The following is a 16,208-nucleotide window of genomic DNA, read 5'->3' on the forward strand; positions in this document are numbered from 1 at the left end:
TAAAAATATATTGACAATATTAGTATTTTATGACAAATTATATAGAAATATAAATTTATAATAAATAGACCATAAACGAAGAGAAAATCAACGCTTCGGTTAAATATATAAATTTAAGGTTGATTGAAACTTTTAAAACACGGAGGACAGCTCTTCTACCCTGTATAAATATGGGAGTATCTATATGAGGGTATCTGAGCTATAATTTTTTATGAAAAAAAAATTATTGATTTTTATGTTTATTATTTTAGCCGTATCTGCCGCCGCAGCATCTTTTATCGGTTTTAACAGCATCAATGCTTATGCCGCAGTAGGAAATACTTATAAACAGATGCAAAAAAAATATCGTATGAAAAGAATTCCGCTGAACACATTGTATTTTTATCAGAATGAGCTTGAGCAATATAATTATAAAAATTCGGGAATTAAAGCGTATGAATATACTTTCAATAAAGTAAAATATGAAGCGGTATTTAACACAGGCGGCGTGTGCTGGCTGGAATTTGCGGTTTCTAATAATTCTACGGTTATACCGTTAAGCCAGCTGATTCAAAAAAATTTGTACGGATATCCGATACTATTCAGAACGCTCAGATATGTTCCAAATGAATATGAAAAACTTCAATATGGCAGAGATGTTGGCAAGGTTATCTATATTATGCAGTATATTTATCAGGATAACGATATTTTACAGGAAGCAGTTATGCCTTCAATGTCTCCCAACGGCAACTACTAGTAGTATATGAATTTAAATATTCTTAAAAATGGAAAAGGCTTTAGTTTGCTGGAAATAGTAATTACTATTATAATACTCGGCATATCTTTAACTGCTATACTGGAGAGTTTTATAGCAGGTTCTGCAGCAAGCGTACGGATTGCGAATGAAATTACCGCAACAAATTTGGCTAAACAATATATGGCTGATTTAAATTACTGCAGTGAGGGCGGCAGCGTCATAAATACAGCAGGCAACACAAACGGCGTATGCAGCAATTTTAATGCGGCGTCATCGAAGGGTGGTAGCAGTGGCAGTATATGGAGTAAAGGTGCAACAATAGACAGCTATATTTTCCAGTCTCCTCAGGTCCAGCAAATTAACAATGAATGTTTTTATACCGCTTTTTATCCGAGCGGCACAAATGAATATCCGACGCAGTATATAACTTTAAATGACCCGACGGGCTTTAATTCAGGCGATGTTACTATAAATCCATCCCCTATTTCTTCACCTGTACAGCCTCAAGCCGATACCAGTTATATTTTATTAGCCGTCGTAAAAACAGAATGGTTTAATAATAACGTTGACGGCGGAAATTGCACATCTTCTTTTAATCCGTCCGCAGACGCTAATTATCCCAGCGTTACGCTTACAATGATTTTCACAAATTATTATAATACCAATACCGGCGGTTAATGTACTTAGACAGTTAAATTAATGGAGGAAAATACCAAAATGTTAAGAAAAAGAAAAAAAATATTATTGGTAGCCGGTCTAATTTCTCTCATATCTACCGGTCTTGTAGGTTGTGGTCAGCAGCCGTCTCCGTCATCACCTCCGCCGGCTGCTGGTGGTAATTCTGCAAACAATGTATGTGCCCAGAAGACAACTAATAACATCGCAATATCAACATCATGCTCTGCGCAGTTTACGATAACCGCTGTTAATCCGAGCGATAAGAATAGCGGCGAGCAGAGAAGCGTGACGAGCGGATTTTCTACTATTATAGATAATCCTCAAAATTAGCAATAAATTTATATTATTTACAAAAAATATGGAAAAACTATAATTATAATATTACCTACCATTGCCGATATAATTACTCGTCCGTAAGGGCATGGTAGCAGTCTATGCGAATAGATTATAAAGAACCTCTAAAGAAGTAAGAAGAAGGAATTTTAAAATATGAATCTGACGAAAAGAATTTTAGAGCAATCCGAACATAAAAAAGATAAAAAAACATTGAAAATATCTGAAGATTTTCACAAGAACTACAAAGAGCAGACAAAAAAAGATAATATATTTAGAAACGGCATGTACATTAATAATAGCGGATTTACGCTCATAGAATTAGTTATGACAATCCTGCTGACAGGCATAATGGCTGTCGGATTATATCAGGTAATAATGTTTGGAATAAACAATTATGTATCTAATGAAAATTCACTTTATATGAGTAATTCTCTTAGCAATGCAAGTTCCGTAATAAGAAAAAACGCTGAAGAAGCGGCGATGCCACCCACTACCAATCAGCCGCCGGTACCGTCTGCGGGTGCAATATGTCCCTTAGCTTCCAATAGCCTCAATGATATAAGTTCTAATGTAAATGGTTTTAGCGGTCCCATTATTCTTGCATGCGCCGACGGTTCTGTACCCGCGCCGTCAGCAAATTCTTCGCAGCAGACGTGTACAGCTTGTTTGCCCGGTGAATCAAGTCCATGTGAGCCAAGCGAAATTGCGTTTTATAAATATACGCCGCCGACTGTTATTGCGGGCGGAAGTAATGAAGAATTAATAGTTTTTTGTATAAATAATGATGTATTATATAAACAGGTGACCACAAGCAATGGAACTACTACTGACTACCCAGTTGCGAATAATATCGGCAGTATTAATTTTCAATAACCATATTGATAATAATCTATCAAAAAACTTTATTTAAATTAATATAAATTTGCAGAAAAAATCCTAAAAATATTATTAAAGACTTTATTTAAAATTAATATAAATTTACAGAAAAAAATCTAAAGGATATTATGGTAAAATTTATCAAAAACAGGGTTATAAAGTCAAATAGCGGAATATCTATAATATTTGCCATTATTATAATTATTTTAATGGGGCTGGCTGGTTCCGTCTTTGCGTATCTTATGGCTTCAAGCAGCATAAATTCAAGACAGAGCTTAACAAGTGCCGCCGCGAAATATGCTGCTAAATCAGGTATAGAAATTGCAGCGTATGAGCTCAACAACAGTAATAATCGTAATAATGGTAACAATGGTAATAATGGTAATAACGGTAATAACGGTAATAACGGTAACAATACTACTGCATTCAATCCTGCCGGTTTTTCAGGTACGTCACCGACCGGTCTAAACTGTCCGAATAATGTTGTTTTGCCTTACGGTGTTTCCGATGGAAATTTAACCCAGCCTCCATATTATATTTATAGTTATAATCTTTATTCTGGCGGTTCGAATATCGGCGTTGATAATTATACACCTGCGTTTTGCGCTGTGGTGCAACAATATCAACCAAATACAACACAACCGCCAATAAGCAGTCAATGTAAATCTACTTGGATTATTACATCCAACGGATTTGCAGGCGGCACGGTCAGGTCTGTCAGCGCGGAAGTCGGTACTGAGTGCCCTACCACTACCACTACTATTATTTTCGTAGAAAATGAAGTGGCTAATAACAATGCTAATAATAATTAACGCGCTGCTGCCCATTTTTTATACATTAGAATAGTATGCGCAAGCCGCATAAAGCGTGAGTAATTTAAAAAACAGATATTACGCGGTTCATATCTGAATTTTTTGCTATGGCGAATAAAAAATACAAGTTCACAAATAAGATAGCATTATGCTTCAGATTATATATAATTTTCAGATTGTAATTTTTGCTTGATTCTATACTCTGTTTACATTACACTATTATATAAAGAATAGGTTGTAAAAAGACAAAAAGATTAGAAGAAGAAATAATAAAATAATAAAAATAAAATAGAAAAATACTAAAATACTAACATAATTATACAAAAATAATCACGGGAGGGTGTGTATTATGATAGCCGGCATCTCATCTTTTCAGCAGCCGCAAGCAAGTCAACCGAATATTTCACAGGATACGTCGAGTCTTGTCGCAGTTGCGCGTAAAACAGCGGTTTCTTTCCAGAACGACGTCAGCAGTGTTAATGCGTTAACAAACAAAGTTATGCAGAGCAATGAAAAATATTATAATAATCGCGGCGGTATAGTGCCAATCAATAACAATATTAATACAGTCGTTTAAAAATATTAATTCAATAATATGTTAAATACAGCACTTTATGCCATTAATTTTGGCGAATTCTTTTTTGAGAATCTTGACTGTTTCGGTAATCTCGTAAAAATTGGACTTAAAGAAATTGTTTTAATTCATGTTATTGATATAAAAAAACTTCAGCATAGTCTTTATTCGCGCTACGACAAAGAAGACGAAGAAAAAATAAGAAAAACATCGGAAATCAGGCTTGAAGATATTAAAAAAAATTTAGAAAAGTACGGTTTCGGCGTAAGTTACGTCATAAAAGTAGGCAATATTGCCGATGAAATAGTTAAAGAGGCGGATAGGGAAGATATTGATTTTATTGTTCTTGATAAAAAAACCGCAGGAAGGGTAAATTCTTTTTTTTCATTTTACGATTCGCCGCTTTACGATATAATCGCTAAATCAAGTAAACCGGTATTAATAACCAAGCGAGTCTTGATGCATTCGTCTAGTCTTATAAAAAATGACGAAAAAGATAATCTGGATTGTAAAAACACATTTACCGATGTAGTTTTTGCGACGGATTTTTCAGAATCATCCCTTAAAGCAATTACAGTTTTAGACAAGATACCGTCCGATATCATTAAAACTATGACGTTGTTTACAGTTATAGACGAAAAATACATCAGAAATTTAGACAAAAACGCGCTTGAATCATTTGAGCATGACATTGCCGAAAAATTTGAGGGTATAATAGAGGATTTGCGCTATAGATATTCTAAAGAAAAAAATAATCTCAATATTGCCGTCAGGAAAGGGACGCCGTGTAAAGAGATAACGGATTTTATAGAGCAAACGGACAAGAAGCTGCTCGTTATAGGATATAAAGGCGAGGCAAAAGAGAAATTTAAAGAAATATTCCTCGGAAGCACGGCTCAAAGGCTTATAGGAGCTCTGCCTTGTTCAATCCTCGTAGTTAAATAAGAAGTTAAATAAGAAGTTAAATAAGAAGTTAAATAAAACAATTCATAGCTGAATGAAAATAAATAAAATAAATAGTATAGTTAAATAAATAATATAAATAATATAGTTAAAAAAATAAATAAAATAAATAAAATAAATAGAATAGAATAGATAAATAGATAAATAGATAGATAGATATATCAATATTTAATAAAAAAGTTGCATAAATATACAATAATACAATAATACAATACAATATAAAATTAGGTAATGGCGACAGATCCGCTTAAAAAATTTCATAATGAAAATTGGCACACCCCTGAGGGCAGGCTTGTCAGAGAGTTTGTTTTCGGCATCAACGACGGATTAGTTACTACAATAGGTTTTGTAGCCGGTGTCACCGGCGCTCTTGTAAATACCAGAATAGTCCTTATGTCGGGCATGGCAGAGGTTGTGGCCGGCACTATATCTATGTTTTTCGGCGCCTATCTTGCTACGAAATCACAGAATGAATTTTATATGAAGGAAATAAACAGGGAAAAAAGGGAAATAAAAGAAGACCCTGCGCATGAAGAAGAAGAAATATATGAAATATATCAGGACAAAGGCTTCACGGTTGAAGAAATCAAACCTATTGTAAAAAGATTGATGTCTGACAGGCGGCTGCTGCTAAGTTTTATGGTATCGGATGAACTTGGTATAGGAAGCGATTATCATGAAAATCCTATAAAACTTGCTTTATATACGGGAGTGTCTTTTTTGGCAGGCGGAATACCGCCGCTGCTGCCTTATTTTTTTATTAAAAACTCGTCCATTGCCGTAGTTATTTCCATTTTATTTTCAATTTTCGTGCTGATATTTACCGGACTTGCAAAATCTAAAATAACAAAAACAAAGCCGTTCAAAAGTGCGCTGGAGGTTGTTATAATAGGCGGCATTGCAGCGGCGATAGGATTTATTGCTGGGAGGTTCATCGCATTTTATTAACCGCACAAACTTCACTGATTTAAGCATAATCAAATGTTTTGCAATGCAGCATACGTCAAATCAGTTCCATATATTGTAGCACACAAACTTCACTGATATTAAAATCAAATGTTTTTATTATTGGCAGTGAAGCCGTGTTAATATCTACTGGTCAGTATCTGGTCAGTAGCTTTTTGCAAAAGCTCCAAATAAAATTGCCGCCGTAATTAGCATCGCCGCAACAACAGAATAGGCGGAGAGATAATTGTAATAGCTGAAAACTAAGCCGATGATGGCAGGTCCTAATACAAATCCTAAATCGCTCAATGTCCTGTAAATTCCTATTGCTTCTTCATAATGTACTTTATCCACACTATCCATAAGATATAAATTTCTTGCCGGTCCAGAAAATCCGCCTCCGGCACTTAATAGCAGAATTGAGGCGATAAATCCGTCTAAATTATTAAATATTATAAACCAGAGTATGCCTGAGGCAGAAATAGCAAAAGATATTACTATCGACCTTTTTATACCTAATTTATTAATAACCCTGTCCGAGTAATAAGTCAGCGCCACGCCTATTAATGCGGATATTGATACAAGAAGTCCGATATAAGCCTGGTTTATATGTACTATGCCCACCCCTACCAACGGTACAAGTTCTCTTCTAGAGCCGATTCTTGAGAAGAAAAAAGAAAATGTTAAAAAACATAAAAGCATAAAACTTATATTTGTTATTAAATTTATATATTTCTTCTTCTTGTCTTTCTTATCTGCTTTATTGACTTCATTTATTGTGTTAGCTTCTGCGTTATCTCTGCTAATTTTATTGACGCCATTTACCATATTGGTTTTGCTAATTTTATCTGCTTCATTTACTGTGTTGGTTTTGCTAATTTTATTAATTCCATTTATTGCATTAGCTTCATTCATTGTACCTGTATTTGTTTTATTAATTTTCGCTGCATTTTTTTCTTCTTTTCCTGCTTTTTCTATCACTGCCGCCGATTCATTTTCTTTTTCTTTATTTTCTTTATTTTCTGCTTTTTCCCCATTGTAAAACTTCTTCAATAATTTTCTATTGTATAATGAAATTGAAAAGCCTATAAGCATCAATATTGCGTAAAGCAGAAAGGCGCTTTTAAAATGAAATTTGAAAGCCACGGCGGCGCCGATGAAAGGCGCTAATCCCATAGACAGCCGTCTTGCTATCATATATTTACTTAATACCTTTGCTCTTTTTTCATCTTTATAGAGATGTTTTGTAAGCATTATCATCGAAGACGTATTGATAATTCCAGACCCGAATCCCTCTAAAAATCTAAATATAAACAATTCACCGTAAAAAGTGGAAAAATAGTATCCGACAGCTCCGAGTAAAATCATAAACATGCCGACGTGCATAAACTGCATTTTAAATTTTTTACTTAATATACTGACCGGTATATTAATTAAAATGCGTGCTAATCCGAAAGAGGCGATTATTAAACCTATAGTAACTATGCTTGCGCCGAGACTTTTAGCGTATAAAGGCAAAACTACCGTGTTTAACCCGAGTCCGAAATCTGCCAAAGCTATCGTAGAAAGTATAGCTACAAGTAAAGATTTTGTGGCTTTATCAGAATCACTTGTGATAGTAATTTTTTTGCCGTTCATTATTTACGGTTTACGAAATTTTTTAACGTTTATAAATGTATATCTGTATAATTATTAGTTTATAAATATATGTTATGCAGCTGTATAAATTAATGACAGGCATAAAAATAACAACAATAAAGCTATTTGAGATGATGATACGCTAAAATGACTTAAAAGTCAATTAGATATTGAATTCACGTCTTAAACTTTTGTTTAGTTGAAAAGTATAAAATGTATGATATAATTGAAATAGTGCGTATGTTCTATGTAGTCATTTGTAGTCATTTGTAGTCATTTATTATACACGATAAATATAGCTATTGTAATTTGTTGTTTAACTTACTTAATAAATTAACGCAATTAGATAAAACGCAACATAACATAAAGCGTAGCATAGCATAACATAATTAGAACACAATTAAAACAAACCAAATACTAATAATTTTATGGAACACAAAAATATCCTCAATAAAGACCAGATAATAGAACTTCTGCATAAATTCCTAAACGCTGAGATCGCCGGAAGGGATTTATATCTTCAGCAATCAAAAAATCTTGACGACCCGTCGCTTATTCAGACTTTAAAATCTTTTGCCTCAAGCGAAAGCGGTCATATAATAAACATAAGAGACAAAATAACCGAGCTTGGAGGAAAACCGCGCTCTGTAAGCGAAGTCCGCGATATCCAGAAGGGAATAACAGATGCTTCACATCAGGTTTCAGCTCCTTTAGATATGCTGAGGATTGATTTAAAACTTGAAGAAATTGCTATTAACGATTATACCGCTGCTTTAGAAATCATCGAAGACGAAGGGGTTAAAACATTAATAGAAAATAATCTTGCCGATGAAATTCATCATTCGTTATATCTTTCTAAGAAAATAAACGAGATTTTAGAAAAAACAAAAAATCGAATAGGCGCTATTAACAGGGTTGAAAAACCCGGCGGCAAGGAACCGTCGGAAATATTTAAAGCCGCCGCCGAAGTAGGGCTGCTACGACTTAAGAGGAGCTGGCTAGAAATGTTTATGTCCGGTTTAATAGCCGGAATGAACGTAACTTTCGGTATTATAGCTTCCTCTTACGTTGCAGGAGCTACTGAACCATTGGTCGGAGGACCTACGTCTAAAATATTCGGCGCTCTGTTTTTTCCGATAGGTTTTATGTTTCTGCTGATAGGCAAAAGCGAACTTTTTACGGAAAACTTTTTACTCCCAGTAACTACCGTTTTGGCTAAAAAAACTAAAATTAATAAGTTATTTAAACTATGGGGATTAACCTTAGCCGGCAACATGGGAGGCATTTTTCTGTTTGCCATAGTTATAGCAAGCTCTTTAGGACTGCTTCTGCCTGTTTTTGTTATTGACCATATCCATACGGTAGCACACAGTTATATGTCCCGTTCGCCTTATATTATGGTTCTGAGCGGTATATTTGCAGGATGGCTCATTACGCTTATGACATGGCTTTTAATTGCATCCAGCGGAACATTGGCAAGAATAATTATAATCTGGACGGTAGGCTTTATGATTTATATAGGGTCTTTTAGCCATATAGTCGTCGCTTCTTCCGAAATATTAATATCAATAAATTCAGGTTCGGGGATGACCTATATTCCATGGTTAGCTGAATTTGTTCCGCTGACTATCTTGGGCAACATGATAGGCGGATTATTCTTTGTTACTATATTTCAATATCTGCAGATACTTCATGCCGGCGGAAAGACGGAGATGAGCCTCTATTCGTCAAGCGAACTTGATATGCTCAGCAAAGCGGCGGAACAAAAAGCTGAAGATGTCGAAAATATAGAGGATACCCTGTAAGTTGTATTATAACGGTATATTGTTATTTGTCATAATATATAATAGAAACAATTTACCTTAATCCTGCAATAGAAAATATTTATGTATTTCTTTGCTCGGTTAAGCAAAATATAAGGAAAGCGTGTCAGATTTTATTTTTTTGCATATGGAGTAGTTCAATTAACAAAGAAAATATTTGCAAAAAAATTAATCTGACACCTTTTCCGAGCAGATAACTTTCTATTGCAGAATTAAGGATACATTATACGATTGCATTGTTGTTTGTCATAATATATAATAGAAACAATATGTTATACTGTAAGTTGTTTTATAGCAGTGTATTGCTGCGTTATTGCGATGTTTTAAACTAAATTAGTAAATTAAATTGATATATAAACATATAGGTATGCAAATATATAACTATGTAAATATATAAGTATATAAATGTTAAATATATGCAATATTATAATTAAAAGGAGGACAATAAATAATGGAATATGATGAAAATGGTGTAAGTATTGTCTCTAATGATTTTAAAAAGGAAATTTTTGAAGAAGCTAAAAAAGATTTCAGATATGAAGAATATGTGAGAGGCTGTCTGAATTGCGGAGTATGCACAGGAGGATGTCCACCGCACAGGTTTTTTGATTTTTCTCCAAGGATGGTTCTTCAAAATTGTAAATCTAATGACCCCGCGCTTGTATGGGGAATGATGGATGAGTACGTGTGGGCATGTTTTCAGTGTTTTACGTGTGCTATGATTTGTCCGTTCTTAAATAACCCCGGCGGCGTTATTGCGATATTGAGAGAAATATCCGTCAGAAGAGGATTTGAATCCGCAAAAAAAGTTTTAAAGCCTTATTCTCGTGTTCTTTTAAAGTTGACTGCATATGGGAATCAGTTATCTCCTGATATGATTCAGCCTGATTTTTTTCCTGACTGGGGTCCTCATATAGGTTATGCATCCGAGGATCTGCCGTTAAAACGAAAAGCTATTCCTATGCCGACGCTTCAGGTTACAAATCTTGCGTGGGATGTTGCTCCTGAAGCAATGAAAGAGCTTTATACCATTTTTGAGGAAGCAGGCGTATTTAAAATTATCGAAGTGGTTGATCCTTCGCTGTATGAGATAATTCAAGATATTGTGGATGATGTCAGAAGCGAATAAAAAAGCAGATAGAAAAAATAAATAAATAAAGTATGAATAGGATTAAAAAATTGTACATTTCTTTTTGCGCTTTTTATTAATTGGCAACAAATAGAAAATATAAATAAAACAAGAAAAACAATTGTATTTGCAGTTTTAGAAAATATAAATAAAACGAGAAAAATAATTATATTTATACTTTTTATTTTTTTTGTTTGTACGTTTTTAGTAAATTAATCGGGAGAACATAATATGGCTATTGAGATTAGGAACAGATTGGGGCTTGCCGATGTTAAATCAGACTTTAGACATATCGCAGGCAGAAAAATTGAAAATATTCATAATGAACTTTTAGAACTTGAAGCAAAAGGCGAACTGAAAGTAATTCACATTACGGACGAGCACAAACCTATTGAAGCCGAAACTCTGTTTGGTTGGAAGAAGAAGATACCTACAACAAAACTATGGCATCATAAATCTTGCGGACAGTGCGGAAATATCCCCGGCTATCCGGTGTCGCTTCTATGGTTTATGAATAAATTCGGTACGGAGTATGTTGACGAAAGAAATCAGACTTCCTGTACTGCGTGGAATTATCACGGTTCCGCAACTTCAAATCCGGTCGGTCTTGCTGCGGTTGCAGTCAGAAATTGGCATAGGGCTTACGAATTAGGACTTTTTCCGTTAATACACTGCGCAACGTCTTTTGGGGATTATAAAGAAATGCGCAATCTGCTTGTTGAAAACAAAGAATTGAGAGATGAAGTCAGAAGAATAATGCACAAAATAGGCAGAGACCTTGTAATTCCGGAAGAAATAGTCCATTACAGCGAGTGGGTTCATGTCATGAGATTTGAAATAGCAAAACTTAGAAAATATGATTTAAGCAATATTATTACGACTGTTCATCCTGCCTGTCATTGTTATAAGATGATTCCAGAAGATTGTATTTATGATAAAGACATCTATGCAGGAAAAAGAACTGCCGTTTCAACCGGCGTCGCTCTTGCTCTGGGGGCTCAGGTTGCCGATTATTCCACCTGGTACGACTGCTGCGGATTTGGATTCCGGCATATATTGACGGAAAGGGAAGCTTCAAGGTCTTTTGTTATGGATAGAAAAATAAGACCTATGGTGCTCGAAGCTAATTCTGACGTATGCATAACTCAGGATACCGGATGCACCACAACGCTCGATAAAAATCAATGGATAGGCAAAGCTATGGGCTATACCGAACAGGTGCCGGTTATGGCGGACGTTATGTTTGCCGCTCTCGTATGCGGAGCCGATGTTTATAAAATAGTTCAGCTTCAATGGCATACGACCGATTGGAGACCGTTATGCGAAAAAATCGGAATCGACTGGAAGAAATCAGAAGAAGAATATAACGCCTATTTAGAGAAATTGAGAGCCGGCGAAAAACCTGAAAATCTGTATGAATATGCGTAATAATCTATAGTCGCTTTGTTAGCTTTTTGCATAATTATTGTTTAATATATTATATGTAAATATATAACACAATATAATATAACATAATATAATATCACTTGTTTTTATATTTAAATATTTAAAATAGAGGAGGCATTATATGGCTGAAAATATTCTTGTAATAGGCGGAGGACCCGCAGGACTTCATGCTGCTATCGAACTTGCCGAATTGGGCGTAAATGTAAGTTTAGTGGAAAGAGACACCTTTTTTGGAGGAAATCCGAAAAAATTTAAATACAAATATTTATTTCCAGACCTTCAGCCGGCAGATAACGTTATAGGTGAACTGATCAAACGTGCTGAATCTAATAATAATATAAAAAAATATCTTTCGGCAAATATTGAAAGCTTTAAGGAAGACGGCAAAAAATTTAATGCCGTTATAAAATCAAGTGCCGGCAGCGAAACTAAGACATTTGATTCTGTTATTGTTGCGACAGGTTTTGAACACTTTGACCCTGCCAAAGATTCAAAATATTCATATCAATTATTTGACGATGTTATAGACATTAAAGATTTAGAAAGAATGATGGGCGAAGGAAATTTTACGCGTCCTTCTAACGGCAAACCGCCTAAAAACGTGGCAATAATTTTATGCGTAGGTTCAAGGGACAGGCATGTCGGCAATCAATATTGCTCAAGAGTATGCTGTACCGTTTCTGTTAAACAGGCTATAGAGCTGAGAGAACATTTTCCTGAAACAGAGGTTTATATATTCTATATGGATATAAGAACATACGGGTTTTATGAAGATTTATACTGGAAAGCCATGGAAGAACACGATGTGCAGATAGTCAAAGGCAGGGTAGCAGAAATTACATCGGGACCTGACAATACCGTAATATGTAAGGGTGAAGATACACTGCTCAGGGGTCCTTTCGAAATACCGTTCGATATGGTGGTTCTTGCTTCCGGTATGGAAGGCGGTCCGCAGTCTCCTGAAATGGCGGATAAACTCGGTATAGAGCTTGACGAACATGGTTTTCTGAAACAGGCGAATATTACGCTGTCACCTTTTAAATCAAACAAAGACGGTATTTTTCTGGCAGGAGCATGCACAGGTCCTAAAGCTATTGCGGATGCAATAGTAGAAGGCGGAGCAGCTGCAATGAATGCTTATATATATGCCAAAAAAAATTCTTAATCTAATTTGGCTTCGGCTTATTTTATTGATTTTATATAACGCATCATATAAGTAAGGCGAAAAAAATTTTTAATCTAATTTGGTTTCAGCTTAATTTAAATTTTGCGGGTCCTATTAAAATTTTATGCCGTATATATTAAAGAATAATAAAATAGATTCAAGATACGAAATTAAATTTTTTGAAATAATCAGAGAAAATTTAAATACTGAAAAATTAGGTGAGCTTTATAAACTTTTAGATAAAAAATCCGGCATAATAAAAAATTTTATTAGCGGGTTAAACTCAGATAGTCAGAATTTTGAAGATATTTTATCTCTGGTATTTTCTATACGAAGGCATAAGAAAAAAATATTAGACACAATAAGCAGCGAAAATTTAATTGCGGCATTCAGTGTTTTCAAGGGAAAGAAAACGCAAGAAATAAAGGTGGGAAAATTTCTTGAGATTTTTGCCTATGACAATGTATTGGTCAAGAGGGATCTTGCTTTTGAAATTTTGCATTTTCTCGAACCCGAAAACAATATTTTGTGGACGACATGGATTTATAAACCGGATAACGGAACAGGTTCGCTGCCTTATATGGCGGATTTTTTAAAAAGAACGTGGGACGGAAATGCTTATATCATGCCGTTTACCCTGAGAGAGATGCGGGATGAAACAGATTATTTATATGAACTTTCGTATAAAAACGGTTTTGATATTAAACCTCCGTTCGGAGCGGATATTTTGATGGCTTATATGTATGCGGACTATGTTTTTAAAATGGTCTATGCGGAATCTAAGTCTTTATCCGTAGGCGTTCCGGATGGATATACTTTAATGAAAAAATTGCTGGGAGTTGAAAAATTATGATTATAATTCATTTATTATTAACGATATAAATAATTATTATAATGAGTTATAATCAGCAGCATTATAAATAATGGTTTGGATAATTTGTAATTATTAATGGCAATTAATAGCATAGAAGTATAATCAATTAATTGGACAATTAATTAAGCAACGAAGTGAATAACGAAGCAATCAACAAATTAATCCATTAATTAATTAACTAAGCAATAACTAATTTATTAATTAAATCGGTAAGTAATTATGTAATCAACTAATTAATTAAGTAATTATGTAATTAAATAAGTAGTAATTAAGCAATCAACTATTAAGTAAGTAATTTAATTTAAATTAATATTGCAATCAAGATTGGAGGCACTATGGCTGAAGAGCATAATAAAAATAGCGAAAGACCCGTTGCCGAAAAAGGCGAACATATAATAGCAAGACATCTGATAGACGATGATGCAATCAAAGAAGAAAAAAATCTTGTTATTGACGGCGTTGATGTTTCAGGCAGATGGAATACCTTTATTGAAACAAGGGTGGATTCAGAATTCGACAGGAGTTTTTTTGACGAAATTCAAAAAACTGTCGTCGGTTCAAGAATTAACAGATGCTGGCAATGCGGTATGTGTACTGCAAGCTGTACCGTAACACCTCTATATAGAAGATTTAATCCGCGCGCTTTTATATATATGATGCAGCTCGGAAATTTAAAACAATTGAAAAAATATGTAGACGTCGCATGGCGCTGCGTAGGATGCTACAAATGTTCGCAGAGATGTCCTAAACAGGTTAATCCTGCAGAAATGATGGAAGCGTTGGCTCTGTTAATAAAAAAATATTTTCCTGAAGAAATTAAATCTAAACATCAGCTTACAATCGATGAAGAAGTTAAGGCGATATACGAAGGCATGATATTGGGACACGGCAGATTAGACCTTGCCAATCTGCACACGACGGCTATGAGAAAAATGGGGAAGACTACCGAACTGTTGAGTGATAAAGATGAAAGGGGCGCTATTTTTAAAATGATGAAAGACGGACGTGCATTGTCTGTTTTAAGACTCGGAAAACCACATAAATGGCATAAATCTAAGGATGCTATAGATAATTATTTAAGGCACGCGGGAACCCTTGAACAGGAAAATAATTAAACACGTTATTATAGGCTACTTTCATCTCTCTTTCAAGAAAGAAAAGATTTCGCAGGACTAAGGAAAATAATTAAACACGTTATTGTAGGAGTAATCAAAATAACTAAATAATAAGGTGGTATATAAAATGGGAAATTTAAAAGAAAATCAGGCTGCTTATTATCCTGGGTGCGCTTTATTAACGATTGACAGAGCTTATAACAACAGCTCTAAATTAGTTTCTAAAAAGATGGGTATAGAATTAGTTGATATACCTGATTATAATTGCTGCGGCATCGGAGAAATGAAATCTAAGGGCGCCGTGTCTTTATATCTGCCTCTTAGAAATATGGTAATAGCTAAATCTGAACTCGGGAGTAAAGACCTTGTTATGGCATGCTCAGTCTGCTATCATGAATTCACGAGGTCTATTGAACGGGCAAAAGAAGATAAAAAATTACTTGATGAAGTTAATTCCATTTTGAAAGAAGCCGATGAGGAAGAGTACGTTCCTGATGGCGGCGCGCGTCATATTCTAGAATTTTTATACAACGAGAAAGGACCCGGCGAAGCTAAAAAAAATACGGTCAAACCGTTAAAAGGACTGAAAGTTGCACCATATTACGGCTGTTTATATTCGAGACCGTCAATGTATACGTTTACGGATAAGAAACCGGGTATGGATAATTCTGAAAGACCGCGTTTTATGCATGAATTTCTTGAAAGTATAGGAGCCGAGGTTGTTCAGTACGGCAACGAAGTGCAATGCTGCGGAGGCAGAAATGTAGTTCAGGATGAAGAAACATCTTTTGCTCTTTGTTCTCAGACGCTTTCGAAAGCAAAGAAAGCCGGAGCAGATGTTCTGGTAGTTATCTGTCCGAAATGCGCAGGAGCTTTAGACGTTAATCAACCTAAAATTGTTGAAAAATTCGGTAAAGATTCCGAACTTCCGGTTGTGTATCTTACGCAGTTGATGGCGCTTGCTTTCGGTTTTTCCGAAAAAGAAGTCCAATTTAGCGATATGATATCAAACCCCTTAGAAGTATTAAAAGAGAAGGGTCATTTTATTTAAGGACTGACGAATAAAACGCAAAATAAACATAAAATTTAAAAAGGTAA

The 16,208-nt window shown here is 34.8% G+C and carries 16 protein-coding genes; 15 read left to right on the plus strand and 1 reads right to left on the minus strand.

Annotation, left to right across the window (positions count from 1 at the left end; genetic code table 11):
• The first annotated feature begins 211 nt into the window (after nt 1-211).
• The 8 genes from EVJ46_07100 to EVJ46_07135 all read left to right on the plus strand — a co-directional run bounded on the left by EVJ46_07100 (nt 212) and on the right by EVJ46_07135 (nt 5,923).
• Nucleotides 212-736 (plus strand): hypothetical protein, encoded by a 525-nt coding sequence (locus tag EVJ46_07100; protein RZD15956.1) that lies wholly within the window; start codon nt 212-214, stop codon nt 734-736.
• Between the two features lie 6 nt (nt 737-742).
• Entirely contained in the window at nt 743-1,414 is a 672-nt protein-coding gene (locus EVJ46_07105; protein ID RZD15957.1) for a prepilin-type N-terminal cleavage/methylation domain-containing protein, read from the plus strand.
• A gap of 39 nt (nt 1,415-1,453) precedes the next feature.
• A complete protein-coding gene (locus EVJ46_07110; GenBank protein ID RZD15958.1) occupies nt 1,454-1,744 on the plus strand; it encodes a hypothetical protein in 291 nt (96 codons plus the stop codon).
• A gap of 159 nt (nt 1,745-1,903) precedes the next feature.
• Nucleotides 1,904-2,623 (plus strand): prepilin-type N-terminal cleavage/methylation domain-containing protein, encoded by a 720-nt coding sequence (locus tag EVJ46_07115; GenBank protein ID RZD15959.1) that lies wholly within the window; start codon nt 1,904-1,906, stop codon nt 2,621-2,623.
• A 131-nt stretch (nt 2,624-2,754) separates the two neighbouring features.
• Nucleotides 2,755-3,438 (plus strand): hypothetical protein, encoded by a 684-nt coding sequence (locus EVJ46_07120; GenBank protein RZD15960.1) that lies wholly within the window; start codon nt 2,755-2,757, stop codon nt 3,436-3,438.
• A gap of 349 nt (nt 3,439-3,787) precedes the next feature.
• Entirely contained in the window at nt 3,788-4,015 is a 228-nt protein-coding gene (locus tag EVJ46_07125) for a hypothetical protein (GenBank protein RZD15961.1), read from the plus strand.
• 18 nt (nt 4,016-4,033) lie between these two features.
• Entirely contained in the window at nt 4,034-4,957 is a 924-nt protein-coding gene (locus EVJ46_07130) for a universal stress protein (protein ID RZD15962.1), read from the plus strand.
• 249 nt (nt 4,958-5,206) lie between these two features.
• On the plus strand, nt 5,207-5,923 hold the full coding sequence (locus EVJ46_07135) for a hypothetical protein (protein RZD15963.1): 717 nt from the start codon (nt 5,207-5,209) through the stop codon (nt 5,921-5,923).
• Nucleotides 5,924-6,085: 162 nt separating this feature from the next.
• Here the strand turns inward: EVJ46_07135 and EVJ46_07140 are convergent, their stop codons facing one another.
• On the minus strand, nt 6,086-7,558 hold the full coding sequence (locus tag EVJ46_07140) for an MFS transporter (protein RZD15964.1): 1,473 nt from the start codon (nt 7,556-7,558) through the stop codon (nt 6,086-6,088).
• Nucleotides 7,559-7,986: 428 nt separating this feature from the next.
• Between EVJ46_07140 and EVJ46_07145 the strand changes: the two genes are divergently transcribed.
• The 7 genes from EVJ46_07145 (at nt 7,987) to EVJ46_07175 (ending at nt 16,161) form a co-directional block, all read left to right on the plus strand.
• Nucleotides 7,987-9,363, plus strand: coding sequence for a hypothetical protein (locus EVJ46_07145; protein ID RZD15965.1), 1,377 nt, complete (start codon nt 7,987-7,989; stop codon nt 9,361-9,363).
• A gap of 469 nt (nt 9,364-9,832) precedes the next feature.
• Entirely contained in the window at nt 9,833-10,510 is a 678-nt protein-coding gene (locus EVJ46_07150) for a heterodisulfide reductase subunit C (GenBank protein ID RZD15966.1), read from the plus strand.
• 231 nt (nt 10,511-10,741) lie between these two features.
• Entirely contained in the window at nt 10,742-11,938 is a 1,197-nt protein-coding gene (locus tag EVJ46_07155; protein RZD15967.1) for a heterodisulfide reductase subunit B, read from the plus strand.
• Between the two features lie 139 nt (nt 11,939-12,077).
• A complete protein-coding gene (locus EVJ46_07160) occupies nt 12,078-13,121 on the plus strand; it encodes a CoB--CoM heterodisulfide reductase iron-sulfur subunit A family protein (protein ID RZD15968.1) in 1,044 nt (347 codons plus the stop codon).
• A gap of 124 nt (nt 13,122-13,245) precedes the next feature.
• Nucleotides 13,246-13,974, plus strand: coding sequence for a hypothetical protein (locus EVJ46_07165; protein RZD15969.1), 729 nt, complete (start codon nt 13,246-13,248; stop codon nt 13,972-13,974).
• Between the two features lie 356 nt (nt 13,975-14,330).
• The gene (locus tag EVJ46_07170; protein ID RZD15970.1) at nt 14,331-15,110 is read left to right on the plus strand and encodes a 4Fe-4S dicluster domain-containing protein; all 780 of its coding nucleotides are present in this window, start codon (nt 14,331-14,333) and stop codon (nt 15,108-15,110) included.
• 127 nt (nt 15,111-15,237) lie between these two features.
• Nucleotides 15,238-16,161: a disulfide reductase gene (locus tag EVJ46_07175; protein ID RZD15971.1), complete on the plus strand. Its 924-nt coding sequence runs from the start codon at nt 15,238-15,240 to the stop codon at nt 16,159-16,161.
• Nucleotides 16,162-16,208: the final 47 nt, after the last annotated feature.

Origin of the sequence: Candidatus Acididesulfobacter guangdongensis (assembly GCA_004195045.1) — a bacterium.
GTDB lineage: Bacteria > SZUA-79 > SZUA-79 > Acidulodesulfobacterales > Acidulodesulfobacteraceae > Acididesulfobacter > Acididesulfobacter guangdongensis.

Excerpts from the sequence above, each read along its gene's own strand:
- EVJ46_07100 (RZD15956.1), top strand. The coding sequence starts at position 212 with ATGAAAAAAAAATTATTGATTTTTATGTTTATTATTTTAGCCGTATCT.
- EVJ46_07105 (RZD15957.1), top strand. The coding sequence starts at position 743 with ATGAATTTAAATATTCTTAAAAATGGAAAAGGCTTTAGTTTGCTGGAA.
- EVJ46_07110 (RZD15958.1), top strand. The coding sequence starts at position 1,454 with ATGTTAAGAAAAAGAAAAAAAATATTATTGGTAGCCGGTCTAATTTCT.
- EVJ46_07115 (RZD15959.1), top strand. The coding sequence starts at position 1,904 with ATGAATCTGACGAAAAGAATTTTAGAGCAATCCGAACATAAAAAAGAT.
- EVJ46_07120 (RZD15960.1), top strand. The coding sequence starts at position 2,755 with ATGGTAAAATTTATCAAAAACAGGGTTATAAAGTCAAATAGCGGAATA.
- EVJ46_07125 (RZD15961.1), top strand. The coding sequence starts at position 3,788 with ATGATAGCCGGCATCTCATCTTTTCAGCAGCCGCAAGCAAGTCAACCG.
- EVJ46_07130 (RZD15962.1), top strand. The coding sequence starts at position 4,034 with ATGTTAAATACAGCACTTTATGCCATTAATTTTGGCGAATTCTTTTTT.
- EVJ46_07135 (RZD15963.1), top strand. The coding sequence starts at position 5,207 with ATGGCGACAGATCCGCTTAAAAAATTTCATAATGAAAATTGGCACACC.
- EVJ46_07140 (RZD15964.1), bottom strand. The coding sequence starts at position 7,558 with ATGAACGGCAAAAAAATTACTATCACAAGTGATTCTGATAAAGCCACA.
- EVJ46_07145 (RZD15965.1), top strand. The coding sequence starts at position 7,987 with ATGGAACACAAAAATATCCTCAATAAAGACCAGATAATAGAACTTCTG.
- EVJ46_07150 (RZD15966.1), top strand. The coding sequence starts at position 9,833 with ATGGAATATGATGAAAATGGTGTAAGTATTGTCTCTAATGATTTTAAA.
- EVJ46_07155 (RZD15967.1), top strand. The coding sequence starts at position 10,742 with ATGGCTATTGAGATTAGGAACAGATTGGGGCTTGCCGATGTTAAATCA.
- EVJ46_07160 (RZD15968.1), top strand. The coding sequence starts at position 12,078 with ATGGCTGAAAATATTCTTGTAATAGGCGGAGGACCCGCAGGACTTCAT.
- EVJ46_07165 (RZD15969.1), top strand. The coding sequence starts at position 13,246 with ATGCCGTATATATTAAAGAATAATAAAATAGATTCAAGATACGAAATT.
- EVJ46_07170 (RZD15970.1), top strand. The coding sequence starts at position 14,331 with ATGGCTGAAGAGCATAATAAAAATAGCGAAAGACCCGTTGCCGAAAAA.
- EVJ46_07175 (RZD15971.1), top strand. The coding sequence starts at position 15,238 with ATGGGAAATTTAAAAGAAAATCAGGCTGCTTATTATCCTGGGTGCGCT.